The sequence below is a fragment of the Arthrobacter sp. NPDC093125 genome, assembly GCF_044754225.1.
Lineage (GTDB): Bacteria > Actinomycetota > Actinomycetes > Actinomycetales > Micrococcaceae > Arthrobacter.
Window position 1 is genome coordinate 12,594 of the sequence record NZ_JBIVOQ010000004.1, and the last position, 17,348, is coordinate 29,941.

The window sequence follows — 17,348 nt, forward strand, 5'->3', positions numbered from 1 at the left end:
CACATTGGCGTGCCGGGCCCAATCTGGGGTGGTGCCTGGGGTCCGGTTTACTGGCCGGCTTCCTCTGCGAGCTGCAGAAACCGCGCGGCGAGGTCCGGTCCGCCCTGCGGGTCACGGGCCACAAGCAGGACGGTGTCATCCCCTGCGATCGTGCCGAGGATCGAGGGCATGACGGAGTGGTCGATCGCCAGGGCCAGGAAGTTGGCGGCCCCGGGAGGGGTACGGAGCACCGCGATGTTGGCCGAGGCTTCGGCGGTGACCAGCAGTTCCCCGCACAGCCTGGCGAGCCGCGCATCAAGGATTTCCTGGCTGACGCCGCTTTTCGCCGCCCGCTCCCCGCCTTCGCCGGGAACAGCGTAGACCAGCACGCCTTCCTTCCCGCGGACCCGGACGGCGCCGAGCTCCACGAGGTCCCGGGACAGCGTCGCCTGGGTGACCTGCACGCCGTCGTCCGCCAGCAGAGCTGCAAGCTCTGCCTGGGACCGCACGGACTCGCCCGTCAGGATCGCGGTGATCCGCGCCTGCCGGGCTGTCTTGGTGGCCGGGCTCGCGCCCGGAGCCGGGGGTTGGACGGACAACTAGGCCTGCCCCGCCACCGGCGGCAGCCCGTCCACGACGGCCAGTCCCGAACGGTGCATGAGCCATGCCATCAGCGCCTTTTGCGCGTGCAGCCGGTTTTCCGCCTCATCCCACACGATGGACTGCGGTCCGTCGATGACGCCTGCCGAGATTTCGTAGCCCCGGTACGCCGGGAGGCAGTGAAGCACGACGGCGTCATCCGCCGCCAGTGCCATGGCGGCGTCATCCACGGAGTACTCACGGAACAGCTGAAGCCGGGCTTCCTTTTCGGCTTCCTGGCCCATTGAAACCCACGTGTCCGTAGCCACGACGTCCGCGCCCTTGAGGGCTTCGGCGGCGTCGGTGGTGATGAGGACGGAGCCGCCCGTCTCGGCGGCGCGTTCTTCCGCTGCGGCAACAATGGCTTCAGCCGGCAGGTATCCGTCAGGTCCGGCGATCCGCACGTGCATTCCTGCGGTGACGCCGGCCAGCAGGTAGGAGTTGGCCATGTTGTTGGCGGAGTCACCGAGGTAGGCCATGGTGAGGCCCTTCAGCCTGCCCTTGTGTTCCTTGACCGTCAGCAGGTCCGCGAGGAGCTGGCAGGGGTGGTAGTCGTCGCACAGGGCGTTGATGACCGGAACCCTGGAGTTTGCCGCCATGGCAACCAGCCCCGCGTGGGCTCCGGTGCGCCACACGATGGTGGAGACCATCCGCTCGAGCACCTTTGCGGTGTCTTCCACGGACTCCTTGTGGCCGATCTGCGCCTCGCCGGGATTGATGATGAGGGCGTTGCCGCCCATGTCGGCCACGCCCGCAGCGAAGGACACCCGGGTGCGGGTGGAGGTCTTGTCGAAGATCACGGCCACCGTCTTGCGCCCGCTGCCTTCCGCGGCGAAGGGCTGCACGCTGTAGGGCGCGGCCTTCATGCGGACCGCGAGCTCCAGGACCTCAGCCTGCTCAGCGGGGCTGAGGTCGGTGTCCTTGAGGAAGTGGCGGGTGGTGGCTGGTGCAGTCACTGTGCGTCCTTTGCAGTTTGCAGGATGGCCGGGAGGGCGGCCAGGAACCGGTCCGCCTGCTCCTCGGTGAGGATGAGGGGCGGGGCGAGCCTGATGGTGCGCGGGCCGGGGCTGTTGATGATGAACCCGACTTCGAGGCCGGCATTGACGGCCGCGGGTGCGACGTCGGCGTCCAGGTCGAAGCCGATCAGCAGTCCTTCCCCGCGGACTTCGGTGACGCCGACGACGGCGGCCAGGGCTGAGCGGAGGTGGTCCCCCACCTTCCGCACATTGTCCAGGACCTGCTGGTTTTCGATGGCGTGCAGGGTGGCCAGGGCCGCGGCGGTGGCCACGGGGTTTCCGCCGAACGTGGTGCCGTGCTGCCCGGCGGACAGGAGCGATGACGTTTCCTGGCCGAAGGTCAGGAGCGCGCCGATGGGGAATCCGCCGCCGAGTCCCTTGGCCAGGGTGATGGCATCGGGCACGATGCCTGCGTCCTCGCTGGCCAGCCATTTGCCGGTGCGTCCGATGCCGGTCTGGACCTCGTCCAGGATCAGCAGCGCACCGGCGGCCGAGGTGGCTTCGCGGGCGGCCCGCAGATATTCGGCCGGAAGCGGACGGACGCCGGCTTCACCCTGGATGGGTTCGAGAAAGACCGCCGCCACGGTCTCGTCCACGGCGTTACGGAGCGCCTCAATGTCGCCGAACGGGATGTGCTCCACACCGCCGGGCATGGGCTCGAACGGTGCGCGGTAGGCTTCCTTCGCCGTCAGCGCCAGGGCACCCATGGTCCGGCCGTGGAACGCACCTTCCAGGGCGATGATTTTGGTGCGGGTCCCGCCGGGCCCGTCCGAGTTCCGGCGGGCCAGCTTGAAGGCGGCCTCGTTGGCTTCGGTTCCGGAGTTGGTGAAGAACACCTTGGACCCGGACGGGGCATTGCTCAGCGCCAGCAGCTTCTCAGCCAGGGCGATCTGGGTGGGGCTGGTGAAGAAGTTGGAGACGTGTCCAAGGGTGGCCAGCTGGCTGGAGATCACCGAGGTCACGAACGGGTGGGCGTGTCCCAGGGCGTTAACGGCGATGCCGCCGAGCAGGTCCAGGTACTCCTTGCCGTCGGCGTCCCAGACCAGGCAGCCCGCTCCGCGGACCAGGACGCGCTGGGGTGTGCCGAAGACACCCATGAGGGATGAAGAATAGCGTGCGAGCCACTCCGAGCCCGCGTGCCCGCTGGTTTCAACGAGCTCGGTGACCGGGGACTGCTCGACCACTGCGGATTGTTCAAGGTTGCTCATGCGTCCACTTCCTCAGCGGGGATCACCTGGGTGCCGATGCCCGCCGTCGTAAATGTTTCAAGGAGCATGGAGTGCGCGAGGCGCCCGTCCACGATGTGCGCGCGTTCCACGCCGCCGTCGACGGCCTTCAGGCAAGCCTCCATCTTGGGAATCATGCCGGACTCGAGGGAGGGCAGCAGGTCGCGGAGCTCCGAAGCGGTCAGCGATGAAATCAGTGACGAGCGGTCCGGCCAGTTCGCGAACAGGCCTTCGACGTCAGTCAGGATGACCAGTTTGGAGGCGCCGAGCGCTTCGGCCAAGGCGGCCGCGGCGGTATCGGCGTTGACGTTCAGGACCTGTCCCGTGGTGCTGCCGTCGCCGGAGATTTCCGGCGCCACGGTGGAGATCACCGGGATCCGGCCGGCCGCGAGAATGTCGACGATACCTTCGGGGTTGACGCCCACCACTTCGCCGACGAGGCCGAGGTCCACCTCTTCGCCGTTCACCACGGTTCCGGTGCGAACGGCGCGCAGCAGGCCGCCGTCTTCACCGGACATTCCCACGGCGTAGGGGCCGTGGGAGTTGATGAGGCCGACCAGTTCGCGGCCCACCTGGCCGGTGAGGACCATGCGGACCACATCCATGGCTTCGGGGGTGGTGACGCGCAGGCCGCCCTTGAACTCGGATTCGATGCCCAGCCGGCTCAGCATGGCGTTGATCTGCGGACCGCCGCCGTGGACCACCACGGGGTGGATGCCCACGTGGTGCAGGAACACGACGTCTTCGGCAAAGGCGCGGCGCAGTTCGTCGTTGACCATGGCGTTGCCGCCGTACTTGATCACCATCGTGGTGCCGGCAAAGCGCTGGATCCAGGGCAATGCCTCGATCAGGGTGCCGGCTTTGCCTTGCGCGTCACGCATGGATGTTGTCTCGCGGGTCTGGGTGTTCATGCTGCCGTTTCTCCAGGGATGCTGGTGGATTTAGCTTGAGTACGCGCTGTTTTCGTGGACGTAGTCGTGGGTCAGGTCGTTCGTCCAGATGGTGGCTTCCGAGCTGCCGGCCTGCAGATCGATCTCAACGATCACCTCGCGCGGCTCGAGGTCCACAAGCTTGCGGTCCTCGCCGATGCCGCCGTTGCGGCAGATCCGAACGCCGTTCATGGAAACGTTCAGCTGGTCCGGTTCGAAGGCGGCGTCGGTGGTTCCGACGGCGGACAGGACGCGTCCCCAATTCGGGTCCTTGCCGAAGATGGCAGCCTTGAAGAGGTTGGAGCGGGCCACGGCGCGGCTCACGGTTTCGGCGTCGCGTTCACTGGCGGCGTTGAAGGTCCGGATGGCGATGTCATGGCTCGCGCCCTCGGCGTCACCGATAAGCTTGCGGGCCAGTTCCGCGCACACCTGGGTGAGTCCCTTGCCGAAGGCCTCGGCGGAGGGAACGGCGCCGGATGCGCCGGAGGCCAGCAGCACCACGGTGTCGTTGGTGGACATGCAACCGTCCGAGTCGGCACGGTCAAAGGTGACGCGCGTAGCCTCGCGGAGGACGAAGTCGAGCATTTCCGGCAGAACGTTTGCATCAGTGGTGAGGACCACCAGCATGGTGGCCAGCCCGGGAGCGAGCATGCCCGCCCCCTTGGCAATGCCGCCGATGGTGAATTCCTGGCCCTCAGCGTCAACGCCCTTGAAGACCGCCTGCTTCGGCACCGTATCCGTTGTCATGATGGCGGCAGCAGCGGCCGCTCCGCCGTCAGCGTCGAGCGCAGCGGCCGCAGCGTCGACCGCCGGAAGGAGCTTGTCCATGGGGAGCTGCTCGCCGATCAGGCCGGTCGAGCAGACGAAGACGTCGGTGGCGGAGATGCCCAGGACCCTGGCCGTCTTCTCCGCCGTCGCGTGGGTGTTCTGGAAACCCTGCGGACCGGTGCAGGCGTTGGCTCCGCCGGAGTTCAGGATGACCGCGTCCACCCTGCCGTCGGAGACCACCTGGCGCGACCAGTGGACAGGGGCGGCAGCTACGCGGTTCGAGGTGAAGACGGCTGCGGCAGCCTTGGAGGGACCGTCGTTGACCACGAGGGCGAGGTCGGGGTTGCCGGACGCCTTCAGGCCGGCTTTCACGCCGGCGGCCCGGAAGCCCTGGGGTGCGGTAACGGTCACGGGGCTACTCCCTGCAGATTGAGGCCTGCGGTTTCCGCAAGGCCGAGGGCGATGTTCATGGACTGCACGGCTCCGCCTGCGGTCCCCTTGGTCAGGTTGTCGATGGCGCACGTGACGATGACGCGGCCGGTGTGCGAGTCCAGGGCCAGCTGCATGGCGGCGTGGTTGGAACCCTGGACGGACTTGGTGGAGGGCCACTGGCCTTCCGGCAGCAGGTGGACGAACGGTTCGTCGTCGTAGGCCTCGATCCAGGCGGCGCGCAGCTCCTCAGCGGACACGCCGGGCTTGACCCGGGCCGTGGCGGTGGTGAGGATGCCGCGGCTCATCGGTGCCAGCGTGGGCGTGAAGGACACGGTCACCGCCTCTCCCCCGGCGTTGGACAGGCCCTGCTCGATTTCCGGCGTGTGGCGGTGTCCGCCCCCGACCCCGTAGGGGCTCATGGAGCCCATGACCTCGGAACCGATCAGGTTGATCTTCGCTGCCTTACCGGCTCCCGAAGTGCCGGAGGCGGCGACGATGACCACGTCCTCGCCCTGGAGCAGCCCGGCGGAGAAGCCCGGCGTCAGCGCCAGCAGGGCCGACGTCGGGTAGCAGCCGGGTACGGCGATCCGCTTGGCGCCTTTGAGCTTCTCCCGCTGTCCGGGCAGTTCCGGCAGGCCGTAGGGCCAGGTGCCGGCATGCGCGGAGCCGTAAAACTTTTCCCACGCCGCCGGGTCCTCGAGGCGGTGGTCAGCGCCGGCGTCGATCACCACGGTGTCCCCGGACAGCTTGGCGGCGATTTCCGCGGAGGCACCGTGGGGAAGGGCGAGGAACACGACGTCGTGCCCGGCCAGGTTCTCCACGGTGGTGTCCTCAAGAATGCGGCTGGACAGGCCATGGAGATGCGGCTGCAGTTCGCCTAGTCTTGAACCGGCGTTGCTGTGTGCGGTGATGGCGCCGATGGTGACACCGGGGTGGCCGGACAGAATGCGCAGCACCTCGCCGCCGGCGTAGCCGCTGGCACCTGAGACGGCAACAGAAATAGTCATGGTTCCGACTATACAGCAAGAGTATGCATAGGTCCCGATATTTATGCATGGCTGTCACCTGCCCGCACGAGTGCCCGTGCCCGTGCCCAAGGCGAAGGCTGGTGCGTCAGCTGTTCCTACCCCGCGCCGCTACTGCCCAGCGGCCGGCGAGCGCTCCCTCACGAACGAGGGACACCTCGTCCACCAGGTTCATCGTCAGGCACACGTGGTTGGGTACCACCCGGAGCAGCTCTCCACGGTCCGGCAGGGCGAGTCCCTGCGGCCATTCAACCGTGGCGTGGTGTTCGGACAGGGCGGTGATCCTGGCGTCCGGATGGTCCAGGAGACGGCCGTAACCGCTGGCCCAGGCCGGACGGTCGCTGCCCAGGACCTTGCTGCCGGCATCGATGATGAAGCGCCCCGGTTCACCCGCCGCGGTGCGGTGGTGGCTGACCACCGTGCTGGCAACGGTCAGCGCGATGTCCGCGGGTTCGCACCGCCCGAGCTCGAACTGCTGGGCGTCACCGAACACGTAGACTCCGGGGCGCAGCTCAGTTCCGGCCGTGGCCCGGTCACGTGAGTAGGCGGGGTCGAGTGAGTCGGTGGGATCAAGTGAGGCGGTGGGCGTGGACCCGCCGCTGATGGTCCGCACTGTAAAGCCCGCAGCTGCCAGTTCGTCGGCCCCGCGGCGCAAGGCTTCATCTTCCTGCCGGACGGCCGCCATTGGCATTCCCGGTGCGTAGCTGTGGCCCGGGAACGTGAAGACACCGGCCACGTCCAGTCCTGCATCTGCAGCAGCCCGCGCCACAGCGGCTGCGTCTTCGGGGCGGACTCCGCTGCGGTGGTGTCCGCTGTCGAGCTCCACAAGTACGGCAATCCTGCCGGCACCGGCTCCCAGGTTCCTCCCCATAAAGGACGCGCTTTCCGCAGAATCCACGCCCACGGTGATGCTGTTTGCCTCGGCGAGCGCCCGCAGCCTCGCAGCTTGTGGTGCAGTCACCCACAGTGGGTAAGCGATGAAGATGTCCCGAACGCCGGCCTTGGCGAAGACCTCTGCTTCACCGATGGTCGCCACCGTCAGTCCGACAGCGCCGGCCGCGAGCTGCCGCTCCGCGATCTCCAGCACCTTGTGCGTCTTGGCGTGCGGGCGCAGCCGGAGTCCGCGGGCCTGCGTTGCCGCGGCCATGCGGGCGATGTTCCGGTCGAGAATGTCGACGTCGATCATCACCTCAGGCGTGATGACTTCAGGAGGGATCACGACGCCGGGACCTTGCTGCTGGCGCCGCCGGCAACTTCTTCGTGGGCAGCTTCTTCATGGGCAACTTCTTCGCGGGATCGGGTGCCTGCTCCCCCGGGGTCAACGAGGTGAACGGTGACCCCAGTGTCCCGGAACAGCTGCACCTGCCCAACGTCGGCAACTGTATCGGTGACGAGGATCCAGGGCAGCGGGATCCGCGCCCACGCATGGAACGGCCGTTTGCCGAGCTTGGTGGAGTCCGCCAGGACGTACACGGTCGTTCCCCGCCGTGCCATGAGCTCCTTGAGCCTGGTCTGGGCGTGGTCCACCTCGCACAGGCCGTCTTCGGCGGTCACGGCGTCGGCGCTCAGGAAGACCCGGTCGAAGGTCATGCGCTCCAGCGCGGCTTCGGCGAGCGGCCCGACGAACGTCTGGCTCACGCCGCGGAGCCTGCCGCCCAGGCAGTCCACCTGGACCCCCGGCGAGTCCGCCAGTTCCTGGAGTGTGTTGATGCCCGGCGTGGCGACCGTCAGGTTCTCCCGGTCCCTCAGGGCGTGGGCCAGGGCACCCACTGTGGAACCGCCGTCGAGCAGGATGTTCTCGCCCTCCTGGATTTCTGCTGCCGCCCAAGCGGCAATCGCATGCTTCTGCTCGAAAGCCTCACCGGTGCGCTGGCGCAGGGACGGTTCCGGATGGGCGCCGAGGGCAACCGCACCCCCGTATGTCCGGGCCAGCTTTCCTTCACCGTTCAGGTGCGCCAGGTCCCGGCGGATGGTCGAGGCGGTCACGTTGAAATGCCGCGACAGTTCCTCCACAGATGCCAGCCCGGTGGTGACGGCGAGGTGATAGATCTCTTCCCGTCGTGCCTTGGCTGTTGTCATGCTGCTCCTTCTTCCGGGCGGTGACGCCGTCCTCATGCTATGGCCAAATCCCGCCTGCCGGTCGCAGGGAGGCGTCTGGTCACAGCGAGGCCCCGCCGCACACGACGTAGTTCTGGCCGGTGATGGACTTCCCGTGCGGGCCCAGCAGGAATCCGGCCAGCGCGGCGACGTCCTCCGGGTCCACCAGTGCGCCAAGCGGCGGCATCACCGGCGGAGTGGCCGACCGGCCGGGGTCGGCCAGCATAGGGGTGTCCGTCGGGCCCGGTGACAGGACGTTGACCGTGATGGCCCGGGGTGCGAGCTCCTGCGCCCAGGACCGGCCCATGCCGAGCAGCGCAGCCTTGGTGGCCGCGTACTGGCTCTTGCCCGGGAACCCCGTGGAGGTCCTGCTGCCGATCAGCAGGACGCGTCCGCCGTCCGGCATGCGCGGCACCACGGCGTTTGCAAGGGCCTCGGCGGCGGCCACGTGCACTGCGAACATGCCAGCGAGGGCATCAGCGTCCAGTTCCCCCAGGACGGCGGTGCGCTGGAATCCCGCCGCATGCACCAGTGCCTGGGCAGGACGCACGTCGGCCACCACAGCGGCCAGCGAGCCGGGATTGGAGAGGTCCGCGGGCAGCCAGTCAAAGCCGGGGCCCAGGTCCGCCTCCCGGCGGCTGAGTCCCGTGACGTTCCAGCCCTCCAGCAGCAGTTTGGTTGCGATGGCCTGCCCGATGCCGGAACTGCAGCCCGTGACGACCGCGTGGCGCTCAGCTGCCATTGGCAGCACGCTCCCCTTCGCCGCCGGGCGTGGTGCTTCCGTTATATGCCCACTGCGGCGCAACCCGCACGTACTTGATCGCCTGCCGGAAGTAGGTGTAGGCGATGTTGAGCGCGCCATCCGGGCTCTGGTGAATGGAGGGGTACGAGTACTCGCGGTTCAGGCCTTCGCGGGAGTTGTTGGACAGGCAGTAACCGTCCCCGACGTCGAGGTTCCGGCGGATGGGCCAGGTGCGGCCGGAGTCCTCCGAGATGGCCAGGGTCATGGGCGAGCGTGGCGTCCCCCAGAAGGCGCGCCGCTCGCCGTCGTCCTTTTCAGCACCCGGAGCTCCAACACCCGGAGCCGGAACCGGCTCGGTGAGCTGGCCCTGTTCGGCGGCGAGGCCGTCGTCGTCAATCTCGTCATAGAGCGAAAGGCGCCGCTCGGTGTTCGCCCCGGCGCGGCTGTGGTTGTAGACCAGCGCCAGGCGGCCGTCGGCGAGCGCCGTGAACTGAATGGAGGAGTTGTTGTTGGGCAGCTCGGTGGGGACGGGTTCGCTCCAGGTGGTGCCGTCGTCGGTGGAGCGGGACTCGTAGATGGAGTCCGCCCAACGGCTGCGGAAGAGGGCCAGCAGTGAGCCGTCGGCGACAGGCTGGATGTTCATGTGGACGCAGCCCAGGCTTCCGGGCAGGACCTGCTCGCGCCATGTGGCGCCGGCGTCGTCGGAAATCATCACTGCGCTGTCGTCGCTGTTGCCCACCCATCTTTCGCCAGGCGTGGTGATGCAGCGGAAGATCGGGATAATCAGGCGGCCGGACGGCAGGACCACCGGCAGCTGGCGGACGAACACACCGCCGGTCTCGTTGGCCGGGAACAGCGTCTCCACCGGCCCCCACGTCCGGCCGCTGTCCGTGGAAATCCGACGGCGGACCTCAGCGGTGTCCTGGTTCCCTGCCTTCTGCGCGGTGTAGAGGAGCCAGAGTGAGCTGCTCTCTCCGGCAAGGCCGGGCGCCGTGAACAGGATGGGGTTCTGCTCGGAGCGGGTGGAGTCGTTGGAGAGCTGCTGCGCGGCCGACCACTGGCTGCTGCCCGGCTCCAGGGTGGAGAACCAGATGGAGATGTCCGGGACGCCCTCCTGGGTCCCGCCGAACCATACGCAGCCGAGCCGGCCGTCCGGCAGGGTCAGGAGGTTGGCGGCGTGGCTCTGGACGGTGGGCGCCGGAAGGTAGGCAAAGTCGGCGCCGTCAGCGTGCTTCAGGATGCCGTCCGGCGTGATGGTGCTGTAGTCGGCGTTGGTTGTCTGCATGCCTCAGCCCTCCGACTTGGCGGCTGCCAGGTGTGCTTTGGCGGCGAGCTCGAGGTGGGTCAGGTCGGAGGCGACCGTGGTGAACGTGTAGCCCTGGCGGAGGCGCTGGGCGGCGATCTCACCGGAGGCCGTGTGGATGCCTGCGGCGATGCCGGCAGCGGCGGCCGCGTCCGCAACCGTTTCCAGCGCGGCGTTGAACTCGGCCTCGATGGCCGGGTCGCCCGGGAAGGCGCCGCCGACGGCGATGGCCAGGTCGGAGGGGCCGACGTAGATGCCGTCGAGGCCGGGCGTCGCGCAGATCTCCTTGACGTTGGCCAGTCCGTCCGGCGTCTCGATCATGGCGAACACCAGTGTGGCGGCGTTGGCCTGGGCCGGGACGGGCCCGATGCGCAAGGCGGAACGCATGGGCCCGTAGGAGCGTCCTCCCATGGGCGGGTACTTTGCCGCCGCCACTGCGGCGGCGGCGTCCGCGGCGGTGTTGACCAGGGGCACAATGACACCGACGGCACCCGCGTCCAGGGCCTTGCCAATGGCGGTGAGGTTGTTGTCCTCCACACGCACCATCCCGACGGCGGTGTGCCCGGCGTCGATGGCCATCAGCCCGTTCAGGACGCCCGAGTAGCCGAGCAGCCCGTGCTGGGCGTCGAGGGCAACGTAGTCGTAGCCGAGCCGGCCGATGCGCTCCGTGGCCACCGGGGCGTCAAGCACCGCCCAGTAGCCGACGGCCTGTTCGCGGGCGCGGATTTTGCGGGCGAATTCAGTGGCCAGTTCCGATGTCATCTTGATCTTCTACCTTCAGTTTCGGGTGGGGTCTTGGTCAGCGGTTGTAGGCGGGCATGGGACCGCGGAGCCCGGCGCCGACAGCATCGCAGGCTTCGGTCACGTCCCGGGGCAGCGCGCCCTTGGCGACGGCGGCGATGTTCGCCTGCAGCTGCTCCACCTTGGACCCGCCGAGCAACATGGAGCCGACGCCCTCGCGGTAGGCGAGCCAGCGCAGCGACAGCTCTACGAGGCTGATGCCGGCATTCTCGGCAATTCCTGTCAGTGCCGTGACAGCTTCAAACAGCTGCTTGTCCCAGTAGCGCTGGGTGTACATGGCGGCGAGCTTGGAGTCACCGAAACGCCCCTCGGCCGGCCTGGACTCGAAGCTGTGCCGGCCTGTCAGCAGGCCGCCGCCCAGCGGGTTGTAGACCATGGTGTGGACATTGTGGGTGGCGGCGAATTCGAGGTATTCCTCCTCCACACGCCGGGCCACGAGGTTGTAGAGCTGCTGGGCGACCACGGGCCGGGGCGCACCCACTTCACGGGCCACATGGATGACGTCGGCAATCTGCCAGGCTGCGAAGTTGGAGACGCCCAGGGCCCCGATCTTGCCTTCGGCTGCGAGCTCGGCCACGGTGCGCAGGGTGTCCTGCAGCGGTGTGGCGCGGTCCGGCTGGTGCAGGTAGAACAGGTCGATGCTGTCCACGCCGAGCCGGCGCAGACTTCCTTCGATGCTGTTCCGCAGGCCCTGCGGCGACAGCGGCGAGTGCTGCCCGTGGTCCGCGTGCGGCATGCCTGCCTTGGAGGCGAGGATCACCTCGTCGCGCCGGTCCTTCAGCAGGCGGGACAACATTTCCTCCGTCACCCCGCCCACGTAGGCGTTGGCGGTGTCGATGGTGGTGATGCCGGCGTTCAGTGCTTCATCGATCATGCGTCCGGCGGTGGCTTCGTCGGCCGTGTCGCCGAACGTCATGGTGCCCAGGACGAGCCTGGAGATGGGTAGCTTCAAGCCGTCCACCGGGGTGCCTTCTGGCTGCTTGCTCATGCGTTGATTCTCCGTGGTTGCAGTATCGGTCAGTTTGGATACCGGGGCGGCCTCCGGCTCAGGCGCCCTTCAGCGCCAGCGAGCGGACGACGTGCCGCGGCTTGAGGCCCCGCATGGTGGACGGGTCCAGGGCGGCGCGGCGCAGTTTGCGGGTGTAGTCCTCCTTGGGTGCGGTCAGCACGGACGCAGTGCTGCCGGACTCCACCAACTTGCCGCGCTGCATGACCATGACGCTATCGCTGATCTCCTGCACCACGCCAAGGTTGTGCGAGATGAAGACGTAGGTGATGCCGGTCTCCTCCTGGATGGACTTCAGCAGCCGCAGCACCTGGGCCTGGACGGACACGTCGAGCGCGCTCGTGGCCTCGTCGCAGACCAGCAGTTCCGGCTTGGAGGCGAGCGCCCGGGCAATGCCGATGCGCTGCCGCTGGCCGCCGGAGAACTCCGAAGGATGGCGATCCAGGGATTTGGCCGGCAGGCCCACCTGGTCGATCAGCTTGGCGGCTTCCTTGTGCCGCTCGGCCTTGGACCGGACGCCCTGCAGTTTCAGCGGTTCGGCCACGATCTCCTGGGCGGTGAGGTGCGGGTCCAGCGAACCGTAGGGGTCCTGGAAGACCATCTGGAACTTTGAGCGCAGCGGCCGCAGCTTGGCTTCGCTGAGTGCAGCCAGGTCCGTGCCGTCCAGCACGATCCGTCCGCCGGCCGGCGTGACGAGCCGCATCAGCGCCTTGGCAACCGTGGACTTTCCGCAGCCGGATTCACCGACGACGGCGATTGTCTTGCCTTTGTCGACGGCAAAGGAGACGTCGTCCACGGCACGGAACGTACCGCCGGGCACGTGGTAGTCCACCACGAGGTTTTCGACGGAGAGGAACGGCTTAGTCATGCTGGGCTCCTGTGCTGGTGAGGGCGGTGTTATCCGTCGGGGACGTAGGGCCGGTGGTGTCACCGGTGCCGGCCGGGGTCTCGTCCCACGGCCCCAGGACCGGAACGGCCGCCAGCAGGCTGCGGGTGTACTCGGTGGACGGGTGGTCCACGATCTGCTGCACGTCGCCGGACTCGACAAAGGAGCCGTCCTTCATCACGTTGATGCGGTCCGAGATCAGCCGGGCGACGCCGAGGTCGTGGGTGATCATCAGGATGCCGATGCCGCGCTGCTCCTGCAGTTCCAGCAGGAGGTCCAGGATGCCGGCCTGCACGGTGACGTCCAGTGCCGAGGTGGGCTCGTCGGCCACGAGGAGCTGCGGCTCACTGGCCAGGGAGATCGCGATCAGCACGCGCTGCAGCATGCCGCCGGACAACTGGTGCGGGTACTTCTTCAGCTGCGCTTCCGGGGTGGGGATGTGCACCTGTTCCAGCAGCCGGATGGCCCGGGCGCGGACGGCGTCCTTGTCCTTGGAGGCGGCTCCGGCAATGCGGATGGCTTCGGACAGCTGGCTACCGATCGAGTGGACGGGACTCAGCGCGGTCATGGGATCCTGCGGGATCAGCGCCACCGTGCGGCCCCGGACCTTGCCGATCGCCTTGGGCTCGGCCACGACGTCCACACCGTCGATGAGTACGGTGCCGGAAAGCACCGCCAGGTCGTCCGGCAGGAGGCGGAGGATGCCCATCGCCGTCGTCGATTTTCCGGAACCGGACTCGCCGATGATGGTGACGGTCTCGCCGCGGTGGATGCTGAAGTTCACCGAGTCCACGGCCCGGATGATGCCGGCGTCGGTGATCAGTTCCACCTGGAAGTCGCGGACCTCCAGCAGGGCCGGCTCGGTGCGGCCCTGCGTTTCGGGCTGTGCGTTCATGTCAGGCATCCTTGTTCTTGCGGCGGGGGCGGTCACGGAGGCCGTCGCCCAGCAGGTTGACGCCCACCACCATCAGCACGATCACCAGGCCGGGCAGGGTGACCATCCACCAGGAGGTGGTGATGTAGTCCTGGCCGTCCGAGATGATGCGGCCCCAGGTGGCGAACGGGCGCTGGGGTCCGGCGCCGAGGAAGCTGAGCGCGCTTTCGAGCAGCACGGCCTGGGCCAGGAGCAGCAGGACCACCAGCGTCGCCTGCTTGATGACGTTCGGGATGATGTGCTGGATAAGGATCTGGATGCGGTGGAGGCCAAGGATGCGGGCCGCGGCGACGTAAGGTTTTTCGCGCTCCACCAGCACCATGGATCTGGTCAGCCTTGCCACTTCCGGCCATTGGGCTATGGCGATCACGAACGTGATCACCGGGATGGACGGGCCGAAGAGCGCCACCACGAGGAGCAGCATCATCAGGAGCGGCAGGGACATCTGCGCCTCGAGGAGGCGGGAGACCACGGTGTCCACCCAGCCGCCGAAGTAACCGGCGGCGGCACCGAGGAGGATGCCGATGGCGCCGGAGACCACAACGGCCAGGATGCCGATGGTCAGGGAGACCTGGCCGCCGTGCAAGACGCGGGAGAGCAGGTCACGGCCCAGCTGGTCGGTGCCGAACAGGTGGCCGTCCACCAGCGGAGCGAGCCGGCGTGCCGAGAGGTCCTGGTGGTTGGCGTCCGGCAGCGGCAGCACCTGGGCGAACAGGATGGGAATGATGACGATCAGCGTGCAGACGGCACCGATGCGCAGCTTCCACTTCGCGGCGTTGCGGCGGCGGGTGGCACCTGCCTTGGCGATCAGATCCTTGGTGACGGCACTGGGTGAGGGCGTGCGGGACGGTTGTGCGCCTGGCAGTCCTCCTGCGGAAGGTGTCGCCGTGTCGCTGAGGCTCATGCTGTTGCCGCCTTTCCAAGACGAACGCGGGGATCAAGGAGCGGGTAGGCGAGGTCGATGACGAGCTGGACGGCTACGGCCAGCAGCGCCGTCAGCAGGACGGTCGCCTGGATGAGGGGGTAGTCGCGGGTTTCGAGGGCCCGGACGATGAGGGATCCGACGCCGGGCCAGGCGAATACGACTTCCACCACCACGACGCCGTTGAGCATGGCCGCGAACCGCGTGCCGAGGGCGGTAAAGACCGGGATGGCGGAGTTGCCCATGGCGTAGCGCCACGTCAGTGCGGAGCTGCCGATCCCCCTGGACCGTGCGACGGTCAGGTACGGGGCGGCGAAGTTGGCGGTCATCTCCCGCCGCACCATCCGGGAGATCAGTGCGATCTGCAGGATGGCGATGGTGACAGTGGGAAGCACGAGCCCTCCCCAGGTGGCGAAGCCCGAGGCCGGGAACAGCGGGATCAGGACGGCGAACCCGGTGAGGAGCATGATGCCCGTCCAGAAGTCCGGCATGGACTGCCCGGCGATGGTGAGGACGTTGACGCCGAGTTCCCGGTTGGTGTCCGGCCGGCGGGCCATCCACACGCCCAGCGGGATGGCGACGACGGCGGTGAGCAGGATGGACGCGGTGGCGAGCGTCAGCGTGTACGGCATGCGTTCGGACACCACCTGCATGGCCGGGGCCTGGAAGGAGTAGGAGGTGCCAAGGTTGCCGGTGAAGAGCTGCTGCAGGAAGATCCAGTACTGCTCCAGCACCGGACGGTCCAGTCCGAACTGCTCACGGACCTTGGCCAGCTGTTCGGTGGTGGCCAGCGGGCCGGCGTAAGAAACGGCCGGGTCACCGGGGGCCATGCGGATCAGGATGAAGACCGTGGAGACCGTGAGGAAAACGGTCAGCAGGCCCTGCCCGAGCCGCTTGAGGATGTAGTTCGTCATGACTCAGGCCTCCAGCCGGACATCAACAAGGGGGTAGGAGTTGGTGGGCGCCAGGTTCACGGCGGCGACCCGCTCCCGGTGCGCCAGGACCGACTTCGGCACGAACGCCCAGGCACAGGGCCAGGTGTCCCAGATGGCCTTTTGCGCGGTGGCGAGCAGCTGCTGCCGGCGGACGGGATCCACCTCCGAGGAGGCGGCACGGATCTTGGCTTCCACGTCCGGGACCACGTAGCCCTGGTAGGTGTCGCGGGTCGTTTCCTTAGCCGCGGTGCCGGCGTACATGCCCTGCATCATGGTGATGGCCAGGCCGGTGGGGCTGCTGAACCCGTTGCCCAGCAGGTCCCAGTCGCCCTGCTTGCCCTGGCGCCAGGCCAGGATGTTGCCGCCGGGTTCGAACTGCTGGAGCTGGGTCTTCACGCCCACGTTGCCGAACATCTCCACGAGGGCCTCCATCACGGAGGTGTCGGAGGCGAACTCGCCGGTTTCCCAGATAATCTTCAGGGTCAGGTCGGTGACGCCGAGGCTCTTCAGGGTGGCCTTGGCCTTCTCCGGATCGTAGGTGTAGGTGCCTGTCTTGGAGTAGCCGGTGAGGCTGGACGGCACCACGCCCTCGGCCTCGCTGACGGAATCCACAAGCACGTCCTTGACCAGTGCCTCGCCGTCGATGGCCCAGCTAAGCGCCTCGCGGACCCTCACGTCTGCCAGCGGGTGTGAGGCCGGCTTGCGGAAGTTGTAGAAGATCTGGTTCAGCCGCAGGCTGGATGCCTCTTTAAGCACGACGCCGGGAAGTCCGGCGAGCTGTTCGCGCGAGTCGGGCGTGATGGAGTCGATGACATCCACCTCGCCGCTGCGCAGGGCGATGACGCGGCTGGATTCCTCCGGCAGGAAGCGGACTTCGACGTTGTCCACGGCGGGTGCGGGGCCCCAGTAGTTCTCGTTGCGCTGGAGGCTGTAGGTACCGGCGCCGCGGTTGAACTTCGTGACGACGTAGGGGCCTGAGCCGACGCCTTCCTGTAGTTCCTCCGGCTTGTTCTTGGCCGCCGGGCTGATCAGGATCATGCTCATCAGGGAGTCGAGGATGGGGATGGGGTTCTTGGACTCCATCCGGAAGGTCCGGTCATCAACCGGCACGACAGTCGGGAATTCCGGGAAGAACCCGGCCACGAAGGAGCCCTGCACCTGCTGGTACATCTTCAGCGCGGTGGCCACGTCGTTGATGGTCACCGGGCTGCCGTCGGAGTAGCGGACGCCCTCGCGGAGCCGGACGGTCCACTGGGTGGGCGAGGTCATCTCGAAGCGGTCTGCCAGAACCAGGACCGGCTTGGTTTCGGGGCCGATGGCCGTCAGTCCCTGGCGCACGGCGCGCTGGACAGTGACGGCGGCGTCGAACTGGTTGAGTTTGTTGTCCAGGCTCACGAGGGACCTGTTGAGGGCCAGCGTCAAAGTACTGGGTCCCGGCAGGCCGGTGGGGCCGGCACACCCGGCCAGGGAGCCTGTGCCCAGGAGAAATCCGGCGGCTGCGCCAAACTGCAGAAGGCGGCGCCGTGAGATCTCACTTCCTTGAGGAAGAACGGTCATCGTTGACCTCTCGGTTGAATGGGTCGGCTGGCGGCCGGATGGCCAGCGCCGTGTTACATGGATCACTCTGCCACCTCTGCGCGAAATGCGCAACCGTCCTAGCGCATTTCGCGCAACCGTGACATGATGGTGCTACCGACGGCGCCTCGGT

17 protein-coding genes are annotated in these 17,348 nt (G+C 67.7%); all 17 read right to left on the bottom strand.

Features of this window, described 5'->3' with window-relative positions:
* Positions 1–47 precede the first annotated feature (47 nt).
* Entirely contained in the window at positions 48–578 is a 531-nt protein-coding gene (locus tag ACIP9X_RS09675; RefSeq protein ID WP_400479521.1) for an arginine repressor, read from the bottom strand.
* Positions 579–1,574, bottom strand: coding sequence for an ornithine carbamoyltransferase (gene argF, locus ACIP9X_RS09680; protein WP_400479522.1), 996 nt, complete (start codon positions 1,572–1,574; stop codon positions 579–581). It lies immediately after the preceding gene.
* Positions 1,571–2,842: an acetylornithine transaminase gene (locus ACIP9X_RS09685; RefSeq protein ID WP_400479523.1), complete on the bottom strand. Its 1,272-nt coding sequence runs from the start codon at positions 2,840–2,842 to the stop codon at positions 1,571–1,573. The genes argF and ACIP9X_RS09685 overlap by 4 nt, the downstream gene beginning before the upstream one ends.
* Positions 2,839–3,771 carry an acetylglutamate kinase gene (gene argB / locus ACIP9X_RS09690; protein ID WP_400479524.1) on the bottom strand — a complete coding sequence of 311 codons (933 nt, stop codon included), beginning with the start codon at positions 3,769–3,771 and terminating at the stop codon, positions 2,839–2,841. Before argB ends, ACIP9X_RS09685 begins: the two co-directional genes overlap by 4 nt.
* Positions 3,772–3,801: 30 nt before the next feature.
* The gene (gene argJ / locus ACIP9X_RS09695; RefSeq protein ID WP_400479525.1) at positions 3,802–4,968 is read right to left on the bottom strand and encodes a bifunctional glutamate N-acetyltransferase/amino-acid acetyltransferase ArgJ; all 1,167 of its coding nucleotides are present in this window, start codon (positions 4,966–4,968) and stop codon (positions 3,802–3,804) included.
* On the bottom strand, positions 4,965–5,996 hold the full coding sequence (gene argC / locus ACIP9X_RS09700; RefSeq protein ID WP_400479526.1) for an N-acetyl-gamma-glutamyl-phosphate reductase: 1,032 nt from the start codon (positions 5,994–5,996) through the stop codon (positions 4,965–4,967). The genes argJ and argC overlap by 4 nt, the downstream gene beginning before the upstream one ends.
* Before the next feature lie 106 nt (positions 5,997–6,102).
* A complete protein-coding gene (locus ACIP9X_RS09705; protein ID WP_400479871.1) occupies positions 6,103–7,200 on the bottom strand; it encodes an alanine racemase in 1,098 nt (365 codons plus the stop codon).
* Positions 7,201–7,229: 29 nt separating this feature from the next.
* On the bottom strand, positions 7,230–8,093 hold the full coding sequence (locus tag ACIP9X_RS09710; protein WP_400479527.1) for a DeoR/GlpR family DNA-binding transcription regulator: 864 nt from the start codon (positions 8,091–8,093) through the stop codon (positions 7,230–7,232).
* A 79-nt stretch (positions 8,094–8,172) separates the two neighbouring features.
* Positions 8,173–8,853: an SDR family NAD(P)-dependent oxidoreductase gene (locus tag ACIP9X_RS09715; protein ID WP_400479528.1), complete on the bottom strand. Its 681-nt coding sequence runs from the start codon at positions 8,851–8,853 to the stop codon at positions 8,173–8,175.
* Positions 8,843–10,138 (bottom strand): exo-alpha-sialidase, encoded by a 1,296-nt coding sequence (locus ACIP9X_RS09720; RefSeq protein ID WP_400479529.1) that lies wholly within the window; start codon positions 10,136–10,138, stop codon positions 8,843–8,845. Before ACIP9X_RS09720 ends, ACIP9X_RS09715 begins: the two co-directional genes overlap by 11 nt.
* A gap of 3 nt (positions 10,139–10,141) precedes the next feature.
* Complete coding sequence (locus tag ACIP9X_RS09725) at positions 10,142–10,918, bottom strand: HpcH/HpaI aldolase/citrate lyase family protein (protein WP_400479530.1); 777 nt, start codon at positions 10,916–10,918, stop codon at positions 10,142–10,144.
* A gap of 37 nt (positions 10,919–10,955) precedes the next feature.
* A complete protein-coding gene (locus tag ACIP9X_RS09730; protein WP_400479531.1) occupies positions 10,956–11,945 on the bottom strand; it encodes an aldo/keto reductase in 990 nt (329 codons plus the stop codon).
* 58 nt (positions 11,946–12,003) lie between these two features.
* Positions 12,004–12,831: an ATP-binding cassette domain-containing protein gene (locus ACIP9X_RS09735; RefSeq protein ID WP_400479532.1), complete on the bottom strand. Its 828-nt coding sequence runs from the start codon at positions 12,829–12,831 to the stop codon at positions 12,004–12,006.
* Positions 12,824–13,744, bottom strand: a complete 921-nt coding sequence (locus ACIP9X_RS09740; protein WP_400479533.1) for an ABC transporter ATP-binding protein — start codon at positions 13,742–13,744, stop codon at positions 12,824–12,826. Before ACIP9X_RS09740 ends, ACIP9X_RS09735 begins: the two co-directional genes overlap by 8 nt.
* A 1-nt stretch (position 13,745) precedes the next feature.
* Entirely contained in the window at positions 13,746–14,687 is a 942-nt protein-coding gene (locus ACIP9X_RS09745; protein WP_400479534.1) for an ABC transporter permease, read from the bottom strand.
* On the bottom strand, positions 14,684–15,619 hold the full coding sequence (locus tag ACIP9X_RS09750; RefSeq protein WP_400479535.1) for an ABC transporter permease: 936 nt from the start codon (positions 15,617–15,619) through the stop codon (positions 14,684–14,686). The genes ACIP9X_RS09745 and ACIP9X_RS09750 overlap by 4 nt, the downstream gene beginning before the upstream one ends.
* A 3-nt stretch (positions 15,620–15,622) precedes the next feature.
* Complete coding sequence (locus tag ACIP9X_RS09755) at positions 15,623–17,197, bottom strand: ABC transporter substrate-binding protein (RefSeq protein ID WP_400479536.1); 1,575 nt, start codon at positions 17,195–17,197, stop codon at positions 15,623–15,625.
* Between the last annotated feature and the right edge of the window lie 151 nt (positions 17,198–17,348).

What these genes read in the sequence shown, in the direction of transcription:
- ACIP9X_RS09685 (WP_400479523.1), bottom strand. Translation starts at nt 2,842, where the DNA reads ATGAGCAACCTTGAACAATCCGCAGTGGTCGAGCAGTCCCCGGTCACC.
- ACIP9X_RS09740 (WP_400479533.1), bottom strand. Translation starts at nt 13,744, where the DNA reads ATGAACGCACAGCCCGAAACGCAGGGCCGCACCGAGCCGGCCCTGCTG.
- ACIP9X_RS09735 (WP_400479532.1), bottom strand. Translation starts at nt 12,831, where the DNA reads ATGACTAAGCCGTTCCTCTCCGTCGAAAACCTCGTGGTGGACTACCAC.
- ACIP9X_RS09745 (WP_400479534.1), bottom strand. Translation starts at nt 14,687, where the DNA reads ATGAGCCTCAGCGACACGGCGACACCTTCCGCAGGAGGACTGCCAGGC.
- ACIP9X_RS09715 (WP_400479528.1), bottom strand. Translation starts at nt 8,853, where the DNA reads ATGGCAGCTGAGCGCCACGCGGTCGTCACGGGCTGCAGTTCCGGCATC.
- ACIP9X_RS09705 (WP_400479871.1), bottom strand. Translation starts at nt 7,200, where the DNA reads ATGATCGACGTCGACATTCTCGACCGGAACATCGCCCGCATGGCCGCG.
- ACIP9X_RS09750 (WP_400479535.1), bottom strand. Translation starts at nt 15,619, where the DNA reads ATGACGAACTACATCCTCAAGCGGCTCGGGCAGGGCCTGCTGACCGTT.
- ACIP9X_RS09720 (WP_400479529.1), bottom strand. Translation starts at nt 10,138, where the DNA reads ATGCAGACAACCAACGCCGACTACAGCACCATCACGCCGGACGGCATC.
- argB (WP_400479524.1), bottom strand. Translation starts at nt 3,771, where the DNA reads ATGAACACCCAGACCCGCGAGACAACATCCATGCGTGACGCGCAAGGC.
- ACIP9X_RS09725 (WP_400479530.1), bottom strand. Translation starts at nt 10,918, where the DNA reads ATGACATCGGAACTGGCCACTGAATTCGCCCGCAAAATCCGCGCCCGC.
- ACIP9X_RS09755 (WP_400479536.1), bottom strand. Translation starts at nt 17,197, where the DNA reads ATGACCGTTCTTCCTCAAGGAAGTGAGATCTCACGGCGCCGCCTTCTG.
- ACIP9X_RS09710 (WP_400479527.1), bottom strand. Translation starts at nt 8,093, where the DNA reads ATGACAACAGCCAAGGCACGACGGGAAGAGATCTATCACCTCGCCGTC.
- argC (WP_400479526.1), bottom strand. Translation starts at nt 5,996, where the DNA reads ATGACTATTTCTGTTGCCGTCTCAGGTGCCAGCGGCTACGCCGGCGGC.
- ACIP9X_RS09730 (WP_400479531.1), bottom strand. Translation starts at nt 11,945, where the DNA reads ATGAGCAAGCAGCCAGAAGGCACCCCGGTGGACGGCTTGAAGCTACCC.